General features: G+C 71.7%; 27 protein-coding genes and 1 pseudogene. 15 read left to right on the top strand and 13 right to left on the bottom strand.

Translation table 11 applies throughout. The features are described 5' to 3' along the window. Positions 1 to 50 precede the first annotated feature (50 nt). Positions 51 to 1,022, bottom strand: coding sequence for an adenylate/guanylate cyclase domain-containing protein (locus AB0B45_RS40670; RefSeq protein WP_358142515.1), 972 nt, complete (start codon positions 1,020 to 1,022; stop codon positions 51 to 53). Between the two features lie 44 nt (positions 1,023 to 1,066). Between AB0B45_RS40670 and AB0B45_RS40665 the strand changes: the two genes are divergently transcribed. Genes AB0B45_RS40665 through AB0B45_RS40650 form a run of 4 tightly spaced genes read left to right on the top strand, consistent with a single transcriptional unit; the run spans position 1,067 to position 3,665 of the window. Continuing rightward, positions 1,067 to 1,753 (top strand): TIM barrel protein, encoded by a 687-nt coding sequence (locus tag AB0B45_RS40665; RefSeq protein ID WP_358142512.1) that lies wholly within the window; start codon positions 1,067 to 1,069, stop codon positions 1,751 to 1,753. Next, positions 1,750 to 2,826 carry a Gfo/Idh/MocA family oxidoreductase gene (locus AB0B45_RS40660; RefSeq protein WP_358142509.1) on the top strand — a complete coding sequence of 359 codons (1,077 nt, stop codon included), beginning with the start codon at positions 1,750 to 1,752 and terminating at the stop codon, positions 2,824 to 2,826. Before AB0B45_RS40665 ends, AB0B45_RS40660 begins: the two co-directional genes overlap by 4 nt. Positions 2,827 to 2,885: 59 nt before the next feature. Continuing rightward, positions 2,886 to 3,422 (top strand): hypothetical protein, encoded by a 537-nt coding sequence (locus AB0B45_RS40655; RefSeq protein WP_358142506.1) that lies wholly within the window; start codon positions 2,886 to 2,888, stop codon positions 3,420 to 3,422. Beyond that, positions 3,423 to 3,665, top strand: a complete 243-nt coding sequence (locus tag AB0B45_RS40650) for a helix-turn-helix transcriptional regulator (RefSeq protein ID WP_358142503.1) — start codon at positions 3,423 to 3,425, stop codon at positions 3,663 to 3,665. On the opposite strand, the gene AB0B45_RS40645 is transcribed toward AB0B45_RS40650, so the two are convergent. Continuing rightward, positions 3,650 to 3,778: a hypothetical protein gene (locus AB0B45_RS40645; protein ID WP_358142499.1), complete on the bottom strand. Its 129-nt coding sequence runs from the start codon at positions 3,776 to 3,778 to the stop codon at positions 3,650 to 3,652. The two genes, AB0B45_RS40650 and AB0B45_RS40645, sit on opposite strands and share 16 nt — an antisense overlap. Before the next feature lie 66 nt (positions 3,779 to 3,844). Between AB0B45_RS40645 and AB0B45_RS40640 the strand changes: the two genes are divergently transcribed. Next, positions 3,845 to 4,456 (top strand): class I SAM-dependent methyltransferase, encoded by a 612-nt coding sequence (locus tag AB0B45_RS40640; RefSeq protein ID WP_358142494.1) that lies wholly within the window; start codon positions 3,845 to 3,847, stop codon positions 4,454 to 4,456. Between the two features lie 42 nt (positions 4,457 to 4,498). On the opposite strand, the gene AB0B45_RS40635 is transcribed toward AB0B45_RS40640, so the two are convergent. Beyond that, positions 4,499 to 4,957 (bottom strand): hypothetical protein, encoded by a 459-nt coding sequence (locus AB0B45_RS40635; RefSeq protein ID WP_358142491.1) that lies wholly within the window; start codon positions 4,955 to 4,957, stop codon positions 4,499 to 4,501. A gap of 87 nt (positions 4,958 to 5,044) precedes the next feature. On the opposite strand from AB0B45_RS40635, the gene AB0B45_RS40630 reads away from it, so the two are divergent. Beyond that, a complete protein-coding gene (locus tag AB0B45_RS40630; protein ID WP_358142699.1) occupies positions 5,045 to 5,944 on the top strand; it encodes a phosphotransferase in 900 nt (299 codons plus the stop codon). 7 nt (positions 5,945 to 5,951) lie between these two features. Here AB0B45_RS40630 and AB0B45_RS40625 read toward each other — a convergent pair whose 3' ends face one another. Together AB0B45_RS40625 and AB0B45_RS40620 are read right to left on the bottom strand one after the other, a co-directional pair. Then, positions 5,952 to 7,247, bottom strand: coding sequence for an alpha/beta hydrolase (locus tag AB0B45_RS40625; RefSeq protein WP_358142488.1), 1,296 nt, complete (start codon positions 7,245 to 7,247; stop codon positions 5,952 to 5,954). Between the two features lie 90 nt (positions 7,248 to 7,337). Beyond that, the gene (locus AB0B45_RS40620; RefSeq protein ID WP_358142486.1) at positions 7,338 to 8,312 is read right to left on the bottom strand and encodes an aldo/keto reductase; all 975 of its coding nucleotides are present in this window, start codon (positions 8,310 to 8,312) and stop codon (positions 7,338 to 7,340) included. A 62-nt stretch (positions 8,313 to 8,374) separates the two neighbouring features. Between AB0B45_RS40620 and AB0B45_RS40615 the strand changes: the two genes are divergently transcribed. After that, a complete protein-coding gene (locus tag AB0B45_RS40615; protein WP_358142483.1) occupies positions 8,375 to 9,262 on the top strand; it encodes a LysR family transcriptional regulator in 888 nt (295 codons plus the stop codon). Between the two features lie 92 nt (positions 9,263 to 9,354). Here the strand turns inward: AB0B45_RS40615 and AB0B45_RS40610 are convergent, their stop codons facing one another. Continuing rightward, positions 9,355 to 9,480 carry a hypothetical protein gene (locus AB0B45_RS40610; protein ID WP_358142701.1) on the bottom strand — a complete coding sequence of 42 codons (126 nt, stop codon included), beginning with the start codon at positions 9,478 to 9,480 and terminating at the stop codon, positions 9,355 to 9,357. Here AB0B45_RS40610 and AB0B45_RS40605 point away from each other — a divergent pair. The 5 genes and pseudogenes from AB0B45_RS40605 to AB0B45_RS40585 all read left to right on the top strand — a co-directional run. Next, positions 9,434 to 9,646 (top strand): annotated as a pseudogene (locus AB0B45_RS40605) (sugar kinase); the annotation flags it as partial. The gene AB0B45_RS40610 and the pseudogene AB0B45_RS40605 overlap by 47 nt on opposite strands. Then, positions 9,558 to 10,010 (top strand): aldehyde dehydrogenase family protein, encoded by a 453-nt coding sequence (locus AB0B45_RS40600; RefSeq protein ID WP_358142697.1) that lies wholly within the window; start codon positions 9,558 to 9,560, stop codon positions 10,008 to 10,010. The pseudogene AB0B45_RS40605 and the gene AB0B45_RS40600, both read left to right, overlap by 89 nt. Beyond that, positions 10,007 to 10,672 carry a ThuA domain-containing protein gene (locus AB0B45_RS40595; RefSeq protein WP_358142696.1) on the top strand — a complete coding sequence of 222 codons (666 nt, stop codon included), beginning with the start codon at positions 10,007 to 10,009 and terminating at the stop codon, positions 10,670 to 10,672. The genes AB0B45_RS40600 and AB0B45_RS40595 overlap by 4 nt, the downstream gene beginning before the upstream one ends. Continuing rightward, positions 10,669 to 11,679 carry a hydroxyacid dehydrogenase gene (locus tag AB0B45_RS40590; RefSeq protein ID WP_358142480.1) on the top strand — a complete coding sequence of 337 codons (1,011 nt, stop codon included), beginning with the start codon at positions 10,669 to 10,671 and terminating at the stop codon, positions 11,677 to 11,679. The genes AB0B45_RS40595 and AB0B45_RS40590 overlap by 4 nt, the downstream gene beginning before the upstream one ends. A 92-nt stretch (positions 11,680 to 11,771) precedes the next feature. Next, positions 11,772 to 12,746 (top strand): acetylxylan esterase, encoded by a 975-nt coding sequence (locus AB0B45_RS40585; protein WP_358142477.1) that lies wholly within the window; start codon positions 11,772 to 11,774, stop codon positions 12,744 to 12,746. A 3-nt stretch (positions 12,747 to 12,749) separates the two neighbouring features. On the opposite strand, the gene AB0B45_RS40580 is transcribed toward AB0B45_RS40585, so the two are convergent. Further along, positions 12,750 to 13,358: a bifunctional 4-hydroxy-2-oxoglutarate aldolase/2-dehydro-3-deoxy-phosphogluconate aldolase gene (locus AB0B45_RS40580; RefSeq protein ID WP_358142474.1), complete on the bottom strand. Its 609-nt coding sequence runs from the start codon at positions 13,356 to 13,358 to the stop codon at positions 12,750 to 12,752. Positions 13,359 to 13,429: 71 nt separating this feature from the next. On the opposite strand from AB0B45_RS40580, the gene AB0B45_RS40575 reads away from it, so the two are divergent. Then, entirely contained in the window at positions 13,430 to 14,374 is a 945-nt protein-coding gene (locus AB0B45_RS40575) for a sugar kinase (protein ID WP_358142471.1), read from the top strand. A gap of 35 nt (positions 14,375 to 14,409) precedes the next feature. On the opposite strand, the gene AB0B45_RS40570 is transcribed toward AB0B45_RS40575, so the two are convergent. The 6 genes from AB0B45_RS40570 to AB0B45_RS40545 form a co-directional block, all read right to left on the bottom strand. Then, positions 14,410 to 14,685: an iron-sulfur cluster biosynthesis family protein gene (locus AB0B45_RS40570; RefSeq protein ID WP_358142468.1), complete on the bottom strand. Its 276-nt coding sequence runs from the start codon at positions 14,683 to 14,685 to the stop codon at positions 14,410 to 14,412. 95 nt (positions 14,686 to 14,780) lie between these two features. Next, complete coding sequence (locus tag AB0B45_RS40565; RefSeq protein ID WP_358142466.1) at positions 14,781 to 15,830, bottom strand: LLM class flavin-dependent oxidoreductase; 1,050 nt, start codon at positions 15,828 to 15,830, stop codon at positions 14,781 to 14,783. Then, entirely contained in the window at positions 15,827 to 17,284 is a 1,458-nt protein-coding gene (locus AB0B45_RS40560) for an amino acid permease (protein WP_358142463.1), read from the bottom strand. The genes AB0B45_RS40565 and AB0B45_RS40560 overlap by 4 nt, the downstream gene beginning before the upstream one ends. Further along, positions 17,268 to 17,522 carry a hypothetical protein gene (locus AB0B45_RS40555; protein WP_358142461.1) on the bottom strand — a complete coding sequence of 85 codons (255 nt, stop codon included), beginning with the start codon at positions 17,520 to 17,522 and terminating at the stop codon, positions 17,268 to 17,270. The genes AB0B45_RS40560 and AB0B45_RS40555 overlap by 17 nt, the downstream gene beginning before the upstream one ends. Further along, positions 17,519 to 19,033 carry an FAD-binding oxidoreductase gene (locus AB0B45_RS40550; RefSeq protein WP_358142458.1) on the bottom strand — a complete coding sequence of 505 codons (1,515 nt, stop codon included), beginning with the start codon at positions 19,031 to 19,033 and terminating at the stop codon, positions 17,519 to 17,521. Before AB0B45_RS40550 ends, AB0B45_RS40555 begins: the two co-directional genes overlap by 4 nt. Continuing rightward, positions 19,033 to 20,214 (bottom strand): (Fe-S)-binding protein, encoded by a 1,182-nt coding sequence (locus AB0B45_RS40545; protein ID WP_358142455.1) that lies wholly within the window; start codon positions 20,212 to 20,214, stop codon positions 19,033 to 19,035. The genes AB0B45_RS40550 and AB0B45_RS40545 overlap by 1 nt, the downstream gene beginning before the upstream one ends. A gap of 73 nt (positions 20,215 to 20,287) precedes the next feature. On the opposite strand from AB0B45_RS40545, the gene AB0B45_RS40540 reads away from it, so the two are divergent. Next, positions 20,288 to 21,043 carry an FCD domain-containing protein gene (locus AB0B45_RS40540; RefSeq protein WP_358142452.1) on the top strand — a complete coding sequence of 252 codons (756 nt, stop codon included), beginning with the start codon at positions 20,288 to 20,290 and terminating at the stop codon, positions 21,041 to 21,043. Then, positions 21,040 to 21,747, top strand: coding sequence for a hypothetical protein (locus AB0B45_RS40535; protein ID WP_358142449.1), 708 nt, complete (start codon positions 21,040 to 21,042; stop codon positions 21,745 to 21,747). Before AB0B45_RS40540 ends, AB0B45_RS40535 begins: the two co-directional genes overlap by 4 nt. Positions 21,748 to 21,765: the final 18 nt, after the last annotated feature.

The following is a 21,765-nucleotide window of genomic DNA, read 5'->3' as shown; positions in this document are numbered from 1 at the left end:
GCGGCCTTGAGAGAGAAGACCCCGCCCAGACCCGAGACCCCGCGGGCGCCTCAGACCCGAGGCGCCCTCCGGACCAGGGAGGGCAGCAGCTCGCCGAGGCCCTTGGCGATCATGGGCTCGGCGGGCAGAAGGGCGAACCCGGCGGCGGCCGACAGGTCCTCCGCGAGCGCGGGGTCGGCCAGCACGCCACCCGCGGGGGCCAGCGAGGTCAGCCTGCTGGCCAGGTTGACGGTCGTGCCGAACACGTCGCCCATCCTGCTGATCACCGGGCCGATCGCCAGCCCCACCCGCAGGTCGGGCATGGCCTTGTCGGGCGCGTGCACCTCGACCAGGTGCAGCGCGATCTCGGCCGCCACCCTGGCCAGGTCGGCGACGAACAGCACCGAATCGCCCAGCGTCTTGACCACCCTGCCGCCCGAGGAGGTGACGACGTCGGCCGAGCGGCCCTCGAACCGCTCCACCAGCCCTGCCAGCTCTCTCTCCGGGATCTGGCGGCTGAGCCTGGTGAAGCCGACCATGTCGGCGAAGCCTACGGCCAGCCGTACCGTGCCGACCTCCTGGTCCACGATGCGGCCCGCGGCGGAGGCGAGCTGCCGCCGCCAGGTGTAGACCAGCAGTTGCTCCAGCGAGGGCACCACGCGGTCGGCTCGCGCCCGCCAGGCCGTCGGCCGCTGCGCCAGCGGCACGCCCGCCAGGTCGAGCGTCTCCGCGCCCAGCTCGGCCTGCGACTCGGCCAGGCTGGCCGCCGCCCTGCCGAGCGCCCTGGTCACCAGGAGCATGTGCTCCTCGTCGTAGCAGCCGTCGCCGACCAGGTTGATCAGCGTCTTCAGCGCGTCGACGTCGGCCTCGGTGAACACCACGGCGTCGTCGGCGACGTTCGCGAACCCCAGCGCGCGCCAGTAGCGCCGCGCGCGGTAGACCGGCACCCCGGCCATCGCGGCGACCTGACGGCTGGTGTAGCGCCTGGGCTGGCGGAGGAAGGCCTCTGCCAGCAGGTCGATATGAGGATCCTCGACCGTCATGGGGACATTGCACCACACACCTGGCGTAGTTAGCGTTCAACACCATGAGGTCTTATGCCGTGCAGCTCTACACCCTCCGAGACCATCTGGCCGCCGACCCCTCCACCACCCTCTCCAGACTCGCCTCGATCGGCTACGAGGCGGTCGAGCCCTTCAACCTCATCCCCGTCGAGGGGTTCGAGATCCACTCCGCGCACGCCCCCCTGCTCGGCCCCGACAGGGAGGAGTACCTGAAGGTCGCCGACACGCTCATCGTGCCCATGGTCGACCCCGCGGAGTTCACCACGGCGGAGGGTGTCCAGCGGACCGCGGACGCCCTGAACGCCGCGGCCGCGTGGGGCAAGGCGCGCGGCGTGCGCGTGGGCTACCACAACCATCACTGGGAGCTGGCCTCACACGTCGGCGGCCGGCCCGCGCTCGAGGCGCTGGCCGACCTGCTCGACCCCGGCGTGCTGCTGGAGGTGGACGTCTACTGGGCCGCGGTCGGCGGGGCCGACGTGCCCGAGTTGCTCGGCAGACTGGGGGAGCGGGTCCGGTTCCTGCACGTCAAGGACGGCCCCGCCAACCTGACCGAGCCGATGACCGCCGTGGGCTCCGGCACGCTGCCCATCCCCGACATCCTCGCCGCCGCGCCGCAGGCCATGCGGGTGGTCGAGCTCGACAGGTGCGCCACCGACATCTTCGAGGCGCTCACCGACTCCCTCGCCTACCTGCGCGAGGTGGAGCGGTGACCGGAGTCGCGATCGTCGGTTGCGGCAACATCAGCCAGCAGTACCTCACCAACCTCACCGCCATGCCCGAACTGCGGGTGGTCGGCTGCGCGGACCTCGACGTGGACAGGGCCAAGGCCGTCGCCAAGGAGTACGGCGTGCCCGTCGCGGGCGACGTCTCCCAGGTCGTCAACCACCCCGACGTGGAGATCGTCGTCAACCTGACCGTGCCCGCCGCGCACGCCGCCGTCGCGATGGAGGTCATCGGCGCGGGACGGCACGTCTACAACGAGAAACCGCTCACGCTCGACCCCGCCGCCGGCCGCGAGCTACTGGCCGCCGCCGAACGGGCGGGGGTCAGGGTGGGCTGCGCGCCCGACACCTTCCTCGGCGCGGGCCTGCAGACCGTCGCCCGCGCGCTCGCGGCCGGGGACATCGGCCGGCCGCTGTCCGCGATCACGCTCCTGCAGGGTCCAGGACCCGAGCGCTGGCACCCCAGCCCCGAGTTCTTCTTCAAACCCGGCGCGGGGCCGCTGTTCGACATGGGCCCCTACTACCTGACCGCGCTCGCCGTGCTGTTCGGGCCGGTCACGAGGGTGGCGGCCAACGGGAGCAAGGCGCACGCCAGGCGGACGGTCGGCGCCGGCCCGCTGGCCGGCACCGTCTTCGACGTCGAGGTGCTCACCCATGTCAGCGCGTTGCTGGAGTTCGCGGGAGGGCAACGGGCGACGACCGTGTTCTCCTTCGACTCCCCGCTGGCGCGCGGCGACTTCCTCGAACTCACCGGCACCGAGGCCACGCTCGCCGCGCCCAACCCGAACAACTTCACCGGTCCCGTACGGCTGCGCCGTACCGGGGCCCCCGACTGGACCGACCTGCCGGTGTCGGGCACCAGCGCGGGGCGCGGCATCGGCGTGCTGGAGATGGCCCGCGCCATCGCGGCGGGGCGGCCGCACCGGGCGTCGGGCGAGCTGGCTCTGCACGTCGTGGACGTGATGGCGGCGATACTCCGCTCGGCCGACGAAGCCAGCTTCGTGGATGTCACCTCGACGTTCGCCCCTCCCGAGGTGTGGGAGGACCATCCGGTCGACTGAGCGTCGGCGTCCTTGGGTCATCTGGGGGGACCCGCTCCCGCTTTACATATCGAGTATCGATGCTATTCTTTGTCGATACGATCGATAATCGATACGGCGCCCTGACCGTGCAGGCCGCCGCTGGCGGGACACCGGCCGTCGACCTCCCGAATGTCCGCCTACCAGAGATCGCCCAGGTGCGGCCGGCGGGCGGTGAATTGGAGCTGGTCGCCTGGGACTCCACCGTTCCCGAACAGCTGCTCGCCCGCGGCGACATCGCCGTGTTGGGGATGTGCTTGTGCATTGGCGCCCTGCTGATGCGCCCCCTCCTGCTCTCCGTGGCCGAAGGAAGGCCCTTCCGCAAGGGCAACCCCGCCAGGATCGCCGGCTTGGCGGGAGTGGTCCTGTTCGCAGGGATCGTCGGTGGCGCACTTCCCCACGTCGCGGCGCTCATGGTCCACACAAGACTGAACCTCGCCGGCCCCGGCAGCCCGTTCGTGACCCATGATCTCTCCATCTCGCTCACGCCCATTCCTGTGGCGCTGCTACTCCTCGTGCTCGCCGAGAGTTTCCGGCGCGGCGGGGAACTGGCTGACGACGTCGAGGGAATGGTCTAGATGGATGACGACCATCACCGAGTCGTCTGCCACCTCGACCGCATCCTCGCGGACCGGCAGATGACCCTGGCCGAGCTTGCGAACCGCGTGGGCGTGACGGTTGTGAACCTGTCGATCCTCAAGAACGGCCGAGCCAGGGCGATACGGTTCTCCACACTCACAGCGCTCTGCGACGTCCTTGGCTGCCAACCCGGCGACCTGCTCTCAGTCGTCCCGCGCTCTCGTGATCAGGGCTCGTCGTAGCACGGCCACCCTGACATCCAACCGGCCAGGACATCCACCACGAACCCGGTGATCGCGGGCGGTTCGGCCCTTCCTGAGGAGTTCTTCGCGGTGGCGGCCACCGCCCCGGTCATCCCCGAGGTCCTCGGACTTGCCTGAGGTTTCGCGAATCTGTCGGTGGCGGCAGGCATCATCCCATCGTGACCACCTCTCCGCGTGTCTTCTGGGATCATGCCGCCGCCTCCTTCGACGAGGAGCCCGACCATGGCCTGCGCGACCCGGCCGTGCGCGAGGCGTGGCGGGGCCGCCTGGTGTCCTGGCTGCCAGAGCCGCCCGCCGCCGTGCTCGACGTCGGCTGCGGCACGGGATCGCTGGCGCTGCTGCTGGCCGAGGAGGGCCACACGGTCACCGGCGTCGACCTGTCGCCCCGCATGGCCGCACTGGCCAGGAGGAAACTGGCGGGCCGTCCCGCCGAGGTGATCGTCGGCGACGCGGCCGACCCTCCGGTGGGCGCGGGCCTGTTCGACGCGCTGCTCTGCCGCCACGTGGTGTGGAACCTGCCCGATCCGCACGCCGCGCTGCGCCGCTGGCGTGATCTGGTACGGCCGGGCGGCAGGCTCGTGCTGGTCGAGGGCAGGTGGGGGACGGGCGCCGTCGAGGGGATGCCGTGGGCGGGCGGGGTCAGGGCGCTCACGCTGTCGCAGGCCGTGCGCGACCTGGTCACCGAGCTGCGCGTGGAGCCGCTGACCGATCCGCTGCTGTGGGGCAAGGAGATCGACGACGAGCGCTACGCCCTCATCGCGACGGTGTGAGCCGCGAACGACGGAGCCCGCAGCGGACGCCCTCGACGGGTCCTAGATGAGCGAGGCGGGCCTGACGTCTTCGAGGTAGGCGGACCTGGCCCGTTCGTCCCGCTCCGACAGCAGGTAGGTGATCCATGCCTGCTGCTCATGCATCAGGGCGCCCATCTCCCAGACGCAGTAGGTCCCCTTGTGCGTGTCGTCGAAGGGGATCCGCTCGAAGGGGCCGTCCGTCTTGCCGTACACAGTCTCCCAGAGCTCGTTCTCGCCGCGCCACGTGCACAGCAGGAGCAGGTAGGTGGGGCCGACCCTGTGCAGGATGACGAAGCCCAGCTCGCCCAGGTTGTCGGCGGGCGTGATGACGGCGCGGGCCTCGCGCACCACCTCGTCGGGGATGACGACGTCCTCGGGCCGCAGGTCGTACCACTTGAGATCGTGGCCGGGCAGGGCGAGCCGCTCACCCGGGGTGAGGAGCTTCCTGATGTGCTTGTAGCCGGGATCGACGCTGATCATGGGGTGACGGTACGGCAGGCAGCGGGCATGCTGAAGAGCCACTTGCGGACGGTTGCGGGAGACCACAGGGGAGGCGCTTTGGAGACCGTGCGGCGGGCGTGGCACGAGCTGCCCCCTGAGCTGCGCGCCGAGGTGGAACGCCGTCTGGGCGCGAGGGTGGAGGGGGTGCGGCCGACGGCGGGCGGGTTCTCGTGGGGCGTGCTCGGCGTCGCTTCGCTGGAGGGTGGCGGGCAGGTGTTCGTCAAGGCGGTCCCCTCCGACGAGCCGGTGGCGGCCGACTACCGGGTCGAGACGGCCGTCGCGCCGCTCCTTCCCCCGAGCACGCCCACACCGGTGCTGCTGTTCTCCGTCGAGGCTTGGGGCTGGGTGCTGCTCTGCTTCGAGGTCGTGCCAGGCAGGCTGCCGCACCAGCCGTGGCGGGTGGCGGAGCTCGACGCGATCGTGGCCGCGATGGCCAGGAGCGCGGCCCCTGCGGGCGGGCTGCCGTCGGTGGCGGACCGGATGGCGGGGCGCTGCGTGACCTGGCGGGCCATACGGCGGGACGGTGCGTTCGGCGAGGTGGAGCTCGGCCCTTGGGAACGCGCCCACCTGGAACGGCTGGCCGAGGTCGAGTCGTGCTGGGAGTCACTGGTGACGGGGACGTCGCTGCTGCACTTCGACCCGCGCTTCGACAACTACCTGATCGACGTCGACGGCTCGGCGTGGATCCTGGACTGGGGCAGGGCCTGCGCCGGGCCCGCCTGGGTGGATCAGGTGTGCCTGCTGCTCCAGTCGGACCTGGGCGGCCTCGACCCCGCGGAGCTGTTCGGCCGGTGGGCCGCAGGGGCCGAGGCGGAGCGGGTGGACGCGTTCCTGGTGGCGCTGGCCGGCTACTGGACGCACACCGCGACTCTCGCCGGGCCCCCGCACGCGCCGCACCTGCGGTGGCGGCGGGAGAGCTCGCGACGCTCGACCATGGAGTGGCTGCGGCAGCGGTGGGGCGGGTGAGGCCGCCTCACGGCGGGCCCTGGTAGCCGGGTGGCGGCAGGTCGCCGGTGTAGTCCCGCAGGGGACGGTCGGCGAGGAAGGCGCGGACGGCCGCCAGGTAGGGCGCCGGTCGGTCGCGGTAGGCGTCGTGTCCCGCTCCGGGGAGGTAGACGAGCTTCGCCTGGGGGAGGGCGCGCAGGTAGCCGGTCGCCGACGACCAGCTCTGGTAGTCGCACGCGCCCTTGATGACCAGGGCGGGGGTGGCGTTGCCGGTGATGTCCTGCCGTACCCAGGCGGGGGTGGGCCGGTCGGCGAGGTTCGCGTAGGCGCCGAGGGCGGCGTCCCTGCCGGTCGTGCCTCCGGCGGCGGGGCAGCGTTGGGAAGGGGCGAGGAGACGGGAATAGCCGGCGAGGCGGGTGTCGAGCTCGCGGTCGCCGACGACGGCGTGGGCGGTGGCCGGGTTCACCCGCGCGAGCGTGTACGCGGCCAGGACGCGTGGGTGGAGCAGGGCCAGGGCCAGGTCACGGTTGCGCGCGACGTCCAGGCGGGCGAGCGCGGCACCGGTCGGGGCGGGCGCCAGGTCGCTCGGCGAGGACAGGACGAGCTTGGCGACGCGCTCGGGATGGCGGGCCAGGTAGGCGGCGGCCAGGCGCGCCCCCGAGGAATGCCCGACCAGGACGAGCCGCTCGGCCCTCAGTTGTGCGCGGATGGCCTCCAGATCCTCGACGTCCCTGGTCAGGCCGTATCCGCGCGGATCGGGCAGCCGGGCCGAACGGCCCGCGCCGAGCTGGTCGTAGACGTAGACGGGGTGTCCTTCAGCGGCGAGGGCGCCGAAGAACCGCGCGTCGCCGCCCAGGTCGGCCAGGCCAGGGCCGCCATGGAGGACCACTACAGGCGGTACGGCCCGCGGCTTCTCAGGGACCGCGGCGACGTAGGCGAGCCTGGACCCGCTCGGCAGGGTCCACGTCCTCTGACCCGCGACCGCAGGGAGCGCGGCGGCGGCGGCGAGCGGGTGGAGGGTGGCCGTGGCGACCTGCCAGACGACCACGGCTTCGACGCCGAGGATCGCCAGCGCGCGCAACCACCGGGGGAGCCTGGCGGCGGGCCGGGGCAGCAGCAGGAGCAGGCCGAGGAACAGGATCGCGGCGAAGGCGGCCAGCGCGGCGCCGAGCAGGACCGCGGGGGCGGTGGACGCGGCCGCCAGCCCCGCCAGCGTGGCCAGGGCCAGCACGGGGGCGAGCACGATGACGCAGACGCCGGCCAGCGCGCGTCCCAGCGCCCGCAGGCCACGCCTGACGGGACGACGCCACGCGGGCAACGGCACAGGCCCGAAGCTACTGGAAGATCGTCGAAAGTGGCCAGATCTCCCTCGCAGCACCCGGCGCTCCCGTCGGCTTCGGGCGCCCGGCGGCGGTCAGAGCAGCGTGCCGCCGACGACGTCGAACGAGGACAGCGCGCGGTCCAGCCGCGCCAGCGTGTCGGGGTGCAGCGTGATGCCCGCCGCCTCCAGATTCTCTGTGATGTGCGCGGGCGTCCTGCTGCCGGGGATCGGGACGGCGTGCTCGTCCTGGTGCAGCAGCCACGCCAGCGCCAGCTGGGCGGGCGTGATGCCGAGCTCGGTCGCCAGCAGCCTGATCGGCGCGTACCTGTCGTTGTTCTTCGCGAGGTTCTCGGCGTCGAACCGCGGCGCGTTGTGCCGGAAGTCGCCCTCCTCCAGCTTCGAGACGTTACCGGTGAGGAAGCCCGAGCCCAGCGGGCTCCACGCCACCACGCCGACGCCGAGCTCCCGTGCCGTCGCCAGCAGGTCGGGCTCGATCGGGCGCCACATCGACCACTCCACCTGCACCGCCGCGATCGGCAGCACGCCGTGCGCCCTGCGCAGCTGGTCGGCCGTGACGTTGGACAGGCCCGCGTGCCGTACCAGACCTGCCTCGACCAGTCCGGCGACCGCGCCCATGGTCTCCTCGACGGGCACGCCTGGGTCGGGGTAGTGCAGGTAGTACAGGTCGATCACGTCGGTGTCCAGGTTGCGCAGGCTGCGTTCGGCGTAGCCGCGCACCAGGGAGGGGTCGGCGTTGCCGCGCAGCTCACCGAAGGCGTACCCGACCGGGATGGCGCGGGACTCCACCCCGGAGGGCACGGCCAGGCCGAACTTGGTCGCCACGACGACCTCCTCCCGCCTGCCCTTGATCGCCCTGCCGACGAGCCGCTCGTTGTGCCCGTCGGGCCCGTAGGCGTCGCTGGTGTCGATGTGGGTGCCGCCGTGGTCGAGCGCGTGCCGTAGCGCGTCCATGGCCCAGTCGTCGTCGATGGGCCCGTAGATGCCGGGTGAAAGGACCATCGCCCCGAAGCCGATCGGCGGGACGGTGAGCTTGCCAAGAGTTCTCATGTCTCCGAGCATCGACCTCAGGCGCCGCCGCGGTCCAAGACATGCCGGTATAACCAGTGGTTATGGACGTCCATCTGCGCGAGTTGCGGTACTTCGTCGCCGCCGCCGAGGAACTGCACGTGACAAGGGCGGCCGAGCGGCTGTTCGTGTCCCAGCCCGCGCTGTCCAAACAGCTCAGGGCGCTCGAACGGCAGGTCGGCTGCACGCTGTTCGAGCGCGTGCCGAGCGGCCTCGCGCTCACCCGCCAGGGCGAGGCGCTCCTGCCCGTCGCCCGCGACCTGCTCGCGCGCTGGGACGAGGGCCTCGACCTGATACGGCAGGCCGCCCCCACCGGCACGCTCGTCGTCGGTCTGCAGACCGCCGTCGGACGGGGGATCCAGGCCGAGGCGCTGCGCAGCTTCAGGGAGCGGATGCCGGGCTGGGTGGTGTCGTTGCGGGTGGTCGGATGGGACGACGCCAGCGTGGGGCTGGCCGACGGCAGCTCCGACGTGGCCTTCCTGTGGCTGCCCGCGCCCGAGGGGATCGCGACGTTCGTGCTGTCCACCGAGCGGCGCTTCGTCTGCATGCCCGAGGGTCATCCGCTGGCGGGCAGGGAGGAGATCGCCTTCGCCGAACTCGCGGACGAGCCCCTCGTGGCGCTGCCCGTGGCGGCGGGGCCGCTGAGGGAGTTCTGGCTCGGCAGGCCCGACGCGATCGTCGGCGCTGAGGCGAGTTCGGCCGACGAGGTGTTCGAGGCGGTGCTGGCGGGGCTCGGCGTCGTGCTGCTCGCGGAGGGCAACGCCGAGCTGTACAAGCGGCCAGGACTGGTCAGCCGTCCCGTCTCCGGGCTGCCGCCCGCCCGCCTGGCCATCGCCTGGCGGGCCGCCGACCGCCGCCCCGCCGTGACCGCCTTCCTGCAGTCGCTGCTCCCGGGCGACCATGAAGATCGCCCGCGCGCTGACAGGACCTGACGCTCTGGCAGAATCCCGAGTGTGAAACGTGCGGTCCAGCAGACGACCCGTGACCTGCGTCGCCACAATCGCTCCGCCCTCCTGTCACGCCTCTACCTGCAGGGTCCTGCCAGCAGGCAGGACCTCACCAGGGCGTCGGGGCTGCGCACGATCGCGACCGCCACCTCCCCCGTGGCCGGTACCAGGCTCGACCCCGAGGCGGTGGCCCAGCTCGTCATCGCGGGCGTGGCCGAGGTGACCGCCCAGGTGGGCCTTGACCCGCGCGAGCTGCTCGGGGTCGGCGTGGGAGTGCCGGGTGCCGTGCCGGCGGACGGGCGCGAGCTGGTCTACGCCCCCACACTGGGCTGGACGGCGGTGCCGCTCGCCGACATGCTGCGCAGGGAGATCGAGGCCCCGCTGTTCATCGACAACTGCGCCCGCACGCTCGGCAAGGCCGAGATGTGGCGCCTTCACCGAGGAGATCTTCGGCCCTGTCCTGCCGGTGACCGTCGTGGACACCGAGGAGGAGGCCATCGCCCTGACCAACGGGTACCCGATGCTCATGAACTCGGTCTTCACCCAGGACCTCATGCGCGGCATGGGGGTCGCCGAGCGGCTGCGGGCCGGGGAGGTGCACGTCAACGACGCGCACGCCAGGCATGGCGCGGACAACCAGATGGCCGGCTTCACCAGGCGGCAGTGGATCGGCCTCCAGCGCACGCCGCTGACCCTTCCCGCGTGGGCCGCCGGCCCCTCGGGGACGCGATGAGCGGCCCCACGCGCCGCGCGCTGGTCGTGCGTGGCGGATGGGAGGGCCACGAACCCGTGGAGGCGACCGACCTGTTCCTGGGCGAGCTGAAGGAGGCGGGATTCGACCTCACGGTCTCCGCAGAGCTCGACGTCTACGCCGACAGGCGGCTGTTGTCGGGCACCGACCTGATCGTGCAGTGCTGGACGGCGGGGCGGCTCACCGGAGAGCAGTGCGCGGGGCTGGTGTCGGCCGTCCACGCGGGCACCGGGTTCGCCGGCTGGCACGGGGGAGTGGTGGCCACCTTCGCGGACAGCCCGGACTACCTGCGCATGGTCGGCGGCCTGTTCCTCTTCCGTCCCGCCGACTTCCTCCACTACCGGGTCGTCATCAGCCCGGAGCACGCCGAGCACCCGATCATGGCAGGGCTGACCGACTTCGACGTGCACAGCGAGCAGTACTGGATGCTGTCCGACGGCCTGAACACCGTGCTGGCGAGCACCGCCGTCGACCCGGCCGACGGCGGGCACGGCGGCGCGCCCCTCGACATGCCCGTGGTGTGGACCAGGCGGTGGGGCAAGGGGAAGATCTTCTTCTCCGCGATCGGCCACCGGACGGCGGACCTGCGCGATCCCACGGTGCGCACGCTCACCAGGCGCGGTCTCGTCTGGGCCGCCCGGTGAGCGCCGGGCCCGAGGTCGTTCCCGCGATGGCGCCAGGGCTGCCCGAGCGGCTCTTCCGGGGGGAGCTGGCCGACCGGCTGCGCGTTCTGGCGGGAGAGGGCTGGAGCGCGCCGCTCACCGATCTCACCGGCGAGAGCGCGCGCGAACGGCTGGCATCCGCGCGCGTGCTCCTGACCGGATGGGGCGCGCCCGTGATCGACGAGGCGGCGCTCGCGCTCGCGCCTCGCCTGCGGGCCGTCGTCCACGCGGCGGGGTCGGTGAAGGGACACGTGACGCGGGCGGTGTTCGACAGGGGCGTCGCGGTCAGCTCGGCGGCCGCCGCCAACGCGGTCCCCGTCGCGGAATACACCGTCGCGGCGATCCTGCTGGCCAACAAGGGCGTGCTCGCCATGGCCACGGACTACCGCGATCGCAGGGCGTACGTCGACGTGCTCGGCGACTACCGGGAGGTCGGCAACTACGGCAAGACGGTCGGCCTGGTCGGCGCTTCGCGGACCGGCCGCAAGGTCGCGGAGCTGCTGCGGCCGTTCGACATGGAGGTGTTGTTCAGCGACCCGTACCTCGACGAGGCGGGAGCGGTCGCGCTCGGCGCGAGAAAGGTCGCCCTGGACGAGCTGTTCCACTCCTGCGACATCGTCTCGCTGCACGCCCCCGCGACGGCGGAGACCAGGCATCTGGTGAGCGCGGCCCGGCTGGCGGCGATGCGCCGCGGCGCCACCCTGATCAACACCGCGCGGGGCTCGCTGGTCGACCACGACGCCCTGGTGGCCGAACTGCGCGCGGGCCGCCTCTCGGCCATCCTGGACGTCACCGAGCCGGAGATCCCGGCCCAGGACTCGCCGCTGTGGGAGCTGCCGAACGTGGTGCTGACCCCGCACGTCGCGGGATCCCTCGGCACCGAGCTGGAACGGCTCGGCGTGCACGCGCTGGAGGAGGTGCGCAGGGCACTCGACGGCGAACCGCTGGTGCACGCCGTCGATCCGGCCGCGCTCGGCGTCACGGCTTGAGCCGTGATCGGCGCGGCCAAGGAAGTCGGATAGCGCTTGCCTCCCTGATGAGGTGAAATATCAGGATCCGACCACTGATGTTGGGAGACCCTGTGCCTCTGTTCGACCTCCCCCTCGACCGGCTGCGTGAGTACCGTCCCGACCGCGACGAGCCCGCCGACTTCGACGCGTTCTGGAGCGCCACCCTCGCCGAGGCCGCCCAGCACGATCTGGCTCCCGCCTTCACCCCCTACGATCTCCCCTTGACCACCGTGGACGTCTACGACACCTCCTTCGCCGGCTGGGGAGGCGATCGGATCAACGCGTGGCTGATCGTGCCGCGCGGGGCCGAGGGGCCAGTGCCGTGCGTGGTGCAGTACATCGGCTACTCGGGCGGAAGGGGGTTCGCCCACGACCACCTCACCTGGCCGGCCGCGGGCCTCGCGGTGCTGGTCGTCGACACCCGAGGTCAGGGCGCGCACAACATGACGAGCCCCGGCGCGACCGCCGACCCGCACGGCGGGCAGTCGCCGCAGGCCCCGGGCATGATGACCAGGGGCATCCTCGACCCGGCCGACTACTACTACCGGCGCGTCTTCACCGACGCCGTCAGGGCCGTGGAGGTGGCCGAGGGGCACCCCGCCGTCGACGCCGGCAGGATCGTGGTGTCGGGCGGCAGCCAGGGTGGCGGCATCGCGCAGGCGGTCGCCGCGTTGCGGCCCTCGGTGAAGGGCGCGCTGATCGACGTCCCGTTCCTCACCCACTTCCGCAGGGCGGTCGAGATCACCGGCCGTGACCCCTACCAGGAGATCGTCCGTTTCCTGGCCACGCAGCGGGCAAGCGCCGACACCGTGTTCCGCACGCTGTCCTACTTCGACGGCCTGAACTTCGCCGCCCGCGGCCGGGTTCCCGCGCTGTACTCGGTGGCGATGATGGACGACGTGTGCCCGCCTTCGACGGTGTACGCGGCCTACAACCACTGGCAGGGCGACAAGGACATCACCGTCTGGCCCTGGAACAACCACGAGGGCGGTGGCGGATTCCAGCGCGAGGAGCAGCTCCGCTACGTGGCCAAGCTGCTGGCCTGAGCGTCAACGGAGCGACTCGAGCAGCGCGCGGACGCGCGGCGCGGCCTCCTCGGGCTCGCCGCGGGTGAGCTCGCCGCCCATGCCGACGGCCACGGCCCCCGCGGCGATCCACTCTGGCGCGGTGGCGGCGCTCACCCCGCCCGTGGGCACGATCGGGGCCTGGGGAAGGGCCTGCAGGACGTCGCGCAGCGCCTCGGGCGAGGTCTGCGCGGCGGGGAAGAGCTTGACGAGATCGGCGCCCGCCTCCAGCGCGGCGACGATCTCCGTCGGCGTCGACGCGCCCGCGACCACCGGCACGCCGTGGCGGTGGCCGGCGCCGATCACGCCGGCGCTGAGCGTGGGGCAGACCAGGAAGCGCGCGCCCGCCTCGATCGCCATCACGGCCTGGGCTGCGTCGAGCACGGTGCCCGCGCCGACGAAGGCGCCGGTCGCCAGCGTGCGGACGGCGCTCAGGGCGTCGGGCGTGGACAGCGAGACCTCGATGGCGGTCAGGCCCGCGGAGGCGAGCCGCCTGCCGTACGAGACGGCGGTCTCCGCGGACGGCGCGCGGATGATGCCGATCACCCGGTCGGCCACCACGCGCTCGGTCAGCCGCCACCTGAAGTCACGCACGGTCGCTCCTGCGGGGAGTGATGGGATGATTTTCCGCATTGTAGAAGCACGCCGCGAGCTAGGGAGATGTGGTGACTCGTCCAGACGTGGTCGGGGTCGGAGAGGCGATGGTGCTGCTCCAGCCCGCTGAGGGGGAGAACCTGGCGACCGCCGAGCGGATGGGCGTGCACGTCGGAGGGGCCGAGCTGAACGTGTGCGCGGCCGTCGCGAGGCTCGGCGGGTCCGCGTGGTTCGCCTCACGGGTCGGCGCGGATCCGTTCGGTGAGCGCGTCGTCGCCGCCGCCCGCTCCCTCGGCGTCGGCACCTCCCTGGTCGGCCGCGATCACACCAGGCCCACGGGGGTCTTCTTCAAGGACGTGCTGCCTGACGGCGCGAGGCGCGTCCACTACTACCGGGCGGGCTCCGCCGCGGCGGGCATGGACGAAGGCGACGCCGCCGCCATCCTCGAGGCCGGACCGAGGGCGATCGTCGTCAGCGGGATCACGATCGCGCTGGGAGAGGGGCCCGAGCGGCTCGTCAGGGCGCTGGCCGAGGGCGCTCGCTCGGCGGGCGCGCGGCTGGTGGTCGATCCGAACCTCCGTCCCGCGCTCGGCCGGCAGGACCGCGTGCTCGCCACCGTCCTCGACCTGCTGTCGCGCACCGACGTGCTGGTGCTCGGCCAGGACGAGGCCGAGCCGCTCTTCGGAACGACGGACCCCGCCGACGTCTTCGCCGCGGTCGGCTCACGTCGCCCCGAAGGGGTCGAGGTGGTGCTGAAAGCAGGCGCGGACGGCGTCTTCTACCACGGCGAGAACGGCGAGCCCGGCCATCTGCCGAGCGCCGCGCGCGTGGTGCGCGACCCCGTCGGCGCGGGTGACGCGCTGCTCGGCGGCTACCTCGCCGCCCGGCTCAACGGCGCCACTCGCGAGCGCGCGGCCCTGGTCGGCAGCGCGCTCGCCGGGCGCATCGTGGAGGTGCGCGGCGACGTCGAGGGCCTTCCCTCGGCCGCCGAGGCCGCCGCGCTCCTCGCGGGATGACAGGTGTGACCGGGAGCCCCCCGAGAGGCCTCCGGTCAACCCGTGACGTGGAAGGCGACCCCACCCTCCCCGTCGGTGTCGGCGTCCAGCGACTTGTCGTCGAGGACGCTGGCCGCCACGGGGTCGAGATAGACCCGGGCTCCTTCGGCCTCCACCACCTCATCGGTGGGCTCCGGCGCGGTGGCCATGCTGAGCACCAGGGATCCCTGGCCGTCCCCCTGTGACGAGATGCGGATGCCGCTGGCCTCCGCATTCTGCTGGGCGGTCAGGTCCTTGATGACCTGGGCTGCGTTGGGTGTGAGAGTGAGCACTACGGCTCCTCCTCGTTCTCGGTTGCAGGGATTGGGGGTCCTTGCCCCGTCTGCTTCGCCCTACACACCTCCTGAGCCCGCATGATGACGAACGGTCAGGCGAAGGCGGGCATGACGCGGTCATGGATCAGCCTGAGCTGCTCCTCCACCGAGGCCACCTCGGGCAGGTCACGTCCCATGAACTGCTTGACCAGCTTCGCGTCCGTCACCGCGAGGATCATGTGGTTGACGCCCGAGGGCTCGATCTCGCGCCTGATCTTCTCCACGCACTCCTCGGGGGTGCCCGCGATCGACAGCCTGTCGCCCAGCTCGGGGCTGGTCAGCTCGATCGCCCTGGCCAGGTCGCCCGCCCCCAGCGCGTCGACGATGGGCTTCATGGCGTTCGGGTCCACCCCGTTGCGCTCCAGTTGCTCGGCGGGCATCGACGAGGCGTAGAGGCCGACCATGCTGCGGGCGGCCTCCTTCGCCACGGCCGAGTCGGGGCCCGTGGCGAAGACGACCCACGCGCCGATGTCCATCGCCGACCAGTCCTTGCCCGCCCGCTCGGCACCCGTCCTGAACTCCGAGACCAGGTAGTCGTAGGCCTCGCGGGTGTAGCTGAGCGCGTGGTGCACGCCGTCCGACAGCTCGCCCGCCGCCCGGAACGAGCGCGGTCCGCGCATCGCGCCGAGCTTCACCGGCAGGTGCTCCTGCACGGGCCTGGCGAAGGTGAACAGCCCGTTGTAGCGGAAGAACTCGCCCTCGAACGTGATCGCGCCGTCGTCCAGGAGCGTGCGGACGACGTGCGCGGCCTCCTTCACGCGCGAGAGCGGCTTGGAGACGGTCCAGTCGATGCCGTACTGCGCCAGCAGCCCGAAGTTGCCGCTGGACAGCACCACCTCGGCGCGGCCGCCGCTGAGCTCGTCGAGCGTGGCGGCGGCCTGGGCGATGAGCGAGGGCTCGCGCAGCACCACGGAGGACACGCTGGGCCCGAACCTGATCCTGCTGGTCTGCTGCGAGGCCGCGGCGAACAGCAGCCACAGGTCCTTGTGCCAGGTCTCGTCGGCCGCGTAGCAGGCGTAGAAGCCGAGCTCCTCGGCCAGCCTGATCGCCGCCAGCGACTCCTGGAGCGGGTAGTCGGGCAGCATCACGTAACTGAACTTCATCGCTCCTCCTGGGGAATGGCGTCGCCCGCCGGGGCCACGCCGAGTTCCTGCGGTCTGGCGGCGACCAGGTACAGCGCCCCCAGACCCACGACGACCAGGCCGGAGAGCGCCACGAGCCAGTTGTCGTACCAGGCGGCGTCAGGCGTTCTCGGCCAGATCATGTTCACGATCGCCAGCACGCCGTAGACCAGCGCGCCGACGTTGACCGCCAGGCCTGCCGCGCCCAGCGTGAAAGGCCCCGAAGGGCGCCACCCGAGCAGCCGCGCCCGCAGCGCCGCCAGCACCACCATCTGGAAGCCCAGGTAGATGCCGAGCGTCGCGAATGAGATGATCTTGACGAGGGCGTCCTCGGAGATGATCGACCCGGCCACCACGAGCCCCGGCACGACCGCGGCCACCAGCAGCGCGTACGGCGGGACGTGCCGCGCGGCCGAGAACCTGCGGAACAGCCGGCTCCCGACGATCATGCCGTCCCGCGCGTAGGAGTACAGCAGCCTGCTCGCCGCCGCCTGCAGGCTCAGCGCGCACGACAGGAACGACACCAGCACGATCCCGAGCACCACCCGCAGCCCCACAGGCCCGAACGCCGCGGTCAGCACCTCCGAGACGGGGTCGGGGCTCGCGCCCGAGATCACCGCTGCGAAGTCCGGTACGGCCAGCAGCAACGCCAGGCAGACGAAGATCGCCGCCGCCCCTCCCACGTAGATCGTCATGCGCATGGCCTTCGGGATGCGCCGCGTCGGGTCGGGGACCTCCTCGGCCACGTCACCGCACGCCTCGAACCCGTAGTACTGGAAGATGCCGATCAACCCGGCGGCCAGGAACGCGGCGAGATAGCCCGTCTCCGACCCCGCCCCGAACGAGTCGAACAGCACGCCGAGCCCGTGATGGCGCTGGGTCAGCAGCAGCCAGCCGCCCACGGCGATCGCCCCCACCAGCTCCGCGGAGAACCCGATGATCGCCGCGAGCGCCAGCGCCCTGGTCCCCACCAGGTTGATCGCCACCGCGACCGCCAGGATGAGCAGCGCGCACATGATCGTGTTCGTCGTGCTCACACCGATGCCGAGGAAGGCCGACAGGTAGGGGCCCGCGCCGTACGCGACGCTGGCGATGGTGACCAGCAGCGCGATCAGGTACACCCAGCCGGTCATCCACGCCCACGTGCGCCCCCACAGGCGGCGCGCCCATGGGTAGATGCCGCCGGTCAGCGGGTACTGCGAGACGATCTCGCCGAACACCAGCGCCACCAGGAACTGCCCGGCGCCGACGATCACCAGGCTCCAGATCATCGGCGGCCCGCCGGTGGCCAGCGAGACCGCGAACAGCGTGTAGATCCCGACGACGGGAGACAGATAGGTGAAGCCGAGCGAGAAGTTCGCCCACAGGCTCATCTCCCTGCGGAACTCGGAGGTGTAGCCGAGGTCGGCCAGCCTGCCGTCATCGGTCGAGGCCATCGAGCAGCTCCTCGCCAGAGATCACCTTGTGCGCGAAGTGCCTGTGCATCCAGGCCAGGTGGTCGGCGCGGGAGCGGGCCAGGCGGAGCGTGTCCCAGTTGGGGAAGGTCTGCTGGGTCACGTGCTCGGTCATGAGGGCCGGATCCACCTCGTAGACGTGCTCGAACCTGGTGACCGCCACCTCCGAGGCGCGCTCGGGCGGGGGCGGGGTCATCTCGTCGTGGTAGCGGTAGCTCACGGCTCCTCCTCACCTGACGGCTCGGCGTAGGCGCGGTCGAGCAGGTACTTGCCCGGATTCATGATGTTGTGCGGGTCGACGGCCCGCTTGATCGCGAGCATCACGTCGAAGCCGCCGCCCAGCTCCTCGGGCACCAGGTCCACCTCGCCCTCGCGGCACGAGCCGTGGCAGGCGCTGATCGAGCCGCCGTGGCTCAGCGTCACCGCCGCCAGGTCGCGCTTGGCGGCCACCCACGCGGCCCACGCCGCGTCGTCGAGGCGCTGCTCCCAGATGCCGATGTCGATCTCGGTCAGGTAGTCGGCGCCGGTGGAGCCGTTGGTGTAGGCGAACATGCCCCAGTCGTCGAACACGTCCGACTCCCGCCGCAGCCGGTCGGCGATCTCGTGCCACGCCAGCCGTACGGCGGGCAGCCCGGTGTAGTTGATCGAGGCGTCCTCGCAGTGCCAGCTCATCGGCACCACCTGTCCCGAGCGGGTCCGGCCGTGCAGGGGAGTGGCGTAGCGGTCGTGCCGGGCAGCCCAGTCGCCTTGCGAGATCTCGTCGCCGAGATAGCGGGCGCCCATCGAGCGGGCGATCCGCATCAGCCGCCTGCCGCCCGCGCGCACCTCGTCCTCGTAGCCGTACATGGCCGCGCAGACCAGCGCCTTCACCGAGGACGGCTGCGGGATGTAGGCCTCGTCGTCGCGTCGCAGGTAGGCGACCTTCCACTCGTCGAACAGCACCGCCCCCGCGAACGTGGCCACACCCGCCCTCGCGAGCTGTCCGACCACGGCGTAGGCGCTGTCGTAGTCCTCGAACGCCCAGAACGGCGAGAACTCCGCCTCCGGCTTGGGGAACAGCTTCAGCGTCGCCTCGGTGGCGATGCCGAGCGTGCCCTGGTGCCCCATGAACAGGTGCTTCAGCTGGTAGCCGCTCGACGACTTGGTGATCTTCCTGCCGATGCCGTCGCCGACGTGGATGACCTGCCCTGTCGGCAGCACGTGGTCGAAGCTGAGCACCAGGTCGCGGCTGTGGCCGTACCGGGAGCCGATGAGCGACCAGCCGCTGGTGCCGATCCTGCCGCCGACCAGCGAGCACGGATACGACGCGGGGTCGTCGGGGTAGAACAGGTCGTGTCGTGAAAGCACCTCGTTGAGCTTCAGCGCGTTGATGCCTGTGCCGACCGTGCACGTCCTGTTCTCGAGGTCGATCTCCTTGATCTGGTTGATCCGCTTCACATCCACGACGATGCCGCCGCGCAGCGGCACCGCGCCGTCGGTCAGCCCGGTGCCGCCGTCGCGCGGCACCACGGGGATCCGGTAGGCGTGCGCGAGCCTCAGCACCTCGGCCACCTCTTCGGTGGAGCCCGGCATGACCACCAGGTCGGGCATCCGCTCCGCCCACCGGTGCACGGGGAAGGGCGCGGGCACGCGGGTCCTGTTGAGCCGGTCGGCCCTGCCCGTCAGCACGTGGTCGTGGCCGAGAACCTGGCGTAGTTCCTCCAGCACGGGGTCGCCCATGGTGATGGTCATCAGGCCACCCCCAGCGACTCGGCGAGCAGCTCGTGCAGGTCCACCACGCCGATGGCGCGCGCGTGGCCCGCCTCGGTCAGCGGCCGCTCGGCCCACGGGCAGGCGGTGACGAGGGTGTCCACGCCCAGCTCGGCCGCCTTGCCCATGCGCATCTCGCTGATCCTGGCGGTCAGCTCCGGCTTCTCGACGGCCAGCCCGCCGCCCGCGCCCGAGCAGTACGACCACTGGCTGACTCTGTCCACGTCGTGGAAGGTCAGCCCGGGGATCGCCCGCAGGATCTCGCGGGGCTCCTGCCAGATCCCCTTGCGCTTGTTGAGCCTGCACGGGTCGTGGTAGGTCACCGTGCGCTCGACGGGCACGTGCGGGACCAGCCGTCCCTCCCTGAGCAGCGCGGCGAGCAGCTCGATGACCAGCACCACCTCGATGTCGAACGACTCCCCGAAGTACTTCGGGTAGTCCTCGGTGAAGGTGATGTAGTCGTGCGGGTCGAGCACCAGGACCCGCCGCACCCCACTGGCTCTCCAGTCCTCCAGGTTGTGCCAGGCGAAGCGGAGCGCCTGCTCCTCGTACCCCATCTCGGCGGCGGGCCCGCCGCAGCACCACTGCTCGTTCATCAGGCCGAACTTGTAGCCCGCCAGGTTGAGCATCCGGGCGACCGCCCGCGGCGCCGTCGTCCGGTGGAAGGCGGCCTCGCAGTCGACGAACAGGATGGTCTCCCCGCCCACCGGCAGGTCGAGCCCCTGCGCCCAGTCCCGCACCCGCTCCTGCGACACCTCCGAGGCCACGGGCTCGTGCGTCTGCTCGTCGGTGAGCAGGTTCCACCGCTGCCAGCCGGGCTGGTGCACGCCCTCCCGTACGGCGAGCGCCCGCACGGCCTTGACCAGGTCGACGGTCCTGGTGCGGAAGCGGTAGAAGTCGCCGGTGAACAGTGAGTTGGGGCAGCGCAGCTCGCACGCGCCGCACCCGGTGCAGTTGACGTAGTCGGCCGCGACCTCGGCGACCTCGAGGGAGCCCTGCTCCATCGCCACCACGTTGGCGTGGAAGGCGGTGGGGCTCCACGACTCGTTGCGCGTGACCTGCATGACGGGGCAGACCTCGCGGCAGAACTTGTGGCCTGAGGAGAAACAGTTGTAGGCGGCGTTCCGCCACTCCTCGGCGAACCTCTTCTCGGGATCAGGCAACGTGGGCCTCCCTCAGATCGGGTTGCGATTAAAACTATGAGTTCATATTTCAAAAGGCAATATGCTGTCTGCTGTGCATCAGCTCCCCGGCGCCGCCGTCTTCGCCCCTGTCGACGACGGCTCGGGCAGGGTCGAGGTCGTGGTCCGCCGTCTGGCCGAGGCGATCGCGCTCGGCCTCGTCGCCGACGGCGACCAGCTGCCCGCCGAACTGGAGCTGGCCGCCTCCCTCAACGTCTCCACCGTCACCCTGCGCGCCGCCCTCGCCGCCCTCCGCGAACGCGGCCTCGTCGAGACCAGGCGCGGCAGGGGCGGCGGCACGTTCGTGCGCGGCCCCGCCGACCCCTCCACCACCAGGCTCAGGAACAGGCTCCGCGAGCTCAGCAGCTCCGAGCTGCGTGAGATCGGCGACTACCGCGCCGCCATCGCGGGCACGGCCGCCCGCCTGGCCGCCCTGCGCGCCTCGACCGACCAGGTCGCCAGACTCCACCACGTCGTCGACCGCCTCGAAGCCGCCACCACCGTCGGCGAGCGCCGCCGCGCCGACGGCCGCTTCCACATCGAGGTCGCCGCCGCGGCCCAGTCCGTCAGGCTCACCAGAGCGGAGATCGACATCCAGTCCGAGGTCGGCGAGCTGCTCTGGCTCCCTTACGGCGAAGCCGTCGACCCGCAGGAGGTCGTCCGCAGCCACCGCCAGGTCATCGAGGCCATCACCGTACGGCAGGCCGACCGTGCGCGAACGTTGACCGAGGAGCACCTCGACAGAGGGACCGAGCGTCTGATGGAGTTCCATTGGCGACTTGTCACCCAGGACCAACGGGAGTGGCGATGAGCGATCCACAGGTGGCCCACGTGGCCGAGCGGGTCCACGCGATCGTCGAGGACGTCTTCCACGCGCTGGAGGACATCAGGACGGGCATGGAGGCCTGCTACCGATCCCATCCCTCCTTCACCTCCGGCGACCTGGCGGCGGTGCGCCCCCAGATCTTCGGCTGCCTGCGCCGCCTGCACGGCATCGCCGCGGGCACCGGCGTGATCGTCGCCCCCGGCGTGCTCGCCGACCGGCCGCGCTGGCTCGACTGGTGGCAGGCCCCGCCCGAGGACGACCCGATCTTCCTCGATGTCGACCTCGACCCCGAGAGCCTCGACTTCTACGACTACACCGCCGCCGAATGGTTCGCGGTGCCACAGCGCACAGGCCGCCGCCACGTCGTCGGGCCCTATGTCGACTACGGCGGCACCGACACCTACATGCTCACCTTCACCACGCCCGCCCGGGTCGACGGCCGCTTCCTCGGGGTGGTCGGCGCCGACGTGCGGGCCGCCAGGTTCGAGGCGCTCCTGCTCGGCGTGCTGGCCGCGTGCCCGACCCAGGTGACGCTGGTGAACGCCGAGGGCAGGGTCGTGGCGGGCAACTCGCCCAGACTCCCCGCGGGATCGCTGCTGACGCGGGAGGGAGCCGAGACCGAGCGGCTTCCCGATCCGCCGTGGAGCGTCGTTTCCGAGGCGAGGGAAAGGGCAGTTAAGCTGGCCTGACGATCTTGCATGGAGGGG

Source organism: Nonomuraea sp. NPDC049152, from assembly GCF_040648355.1.
Taxonomy (GTDB): domain Bacteria; phylum Actinomycetota; class Actinomycetes; order Streptosporangiales; family Streptosporangiaceae; genus Nonomuraea.
Note: the sequence above shows the minus strand (reverse complement) of the source record. Positions and strands in the feature narration are given on the sequence as shown.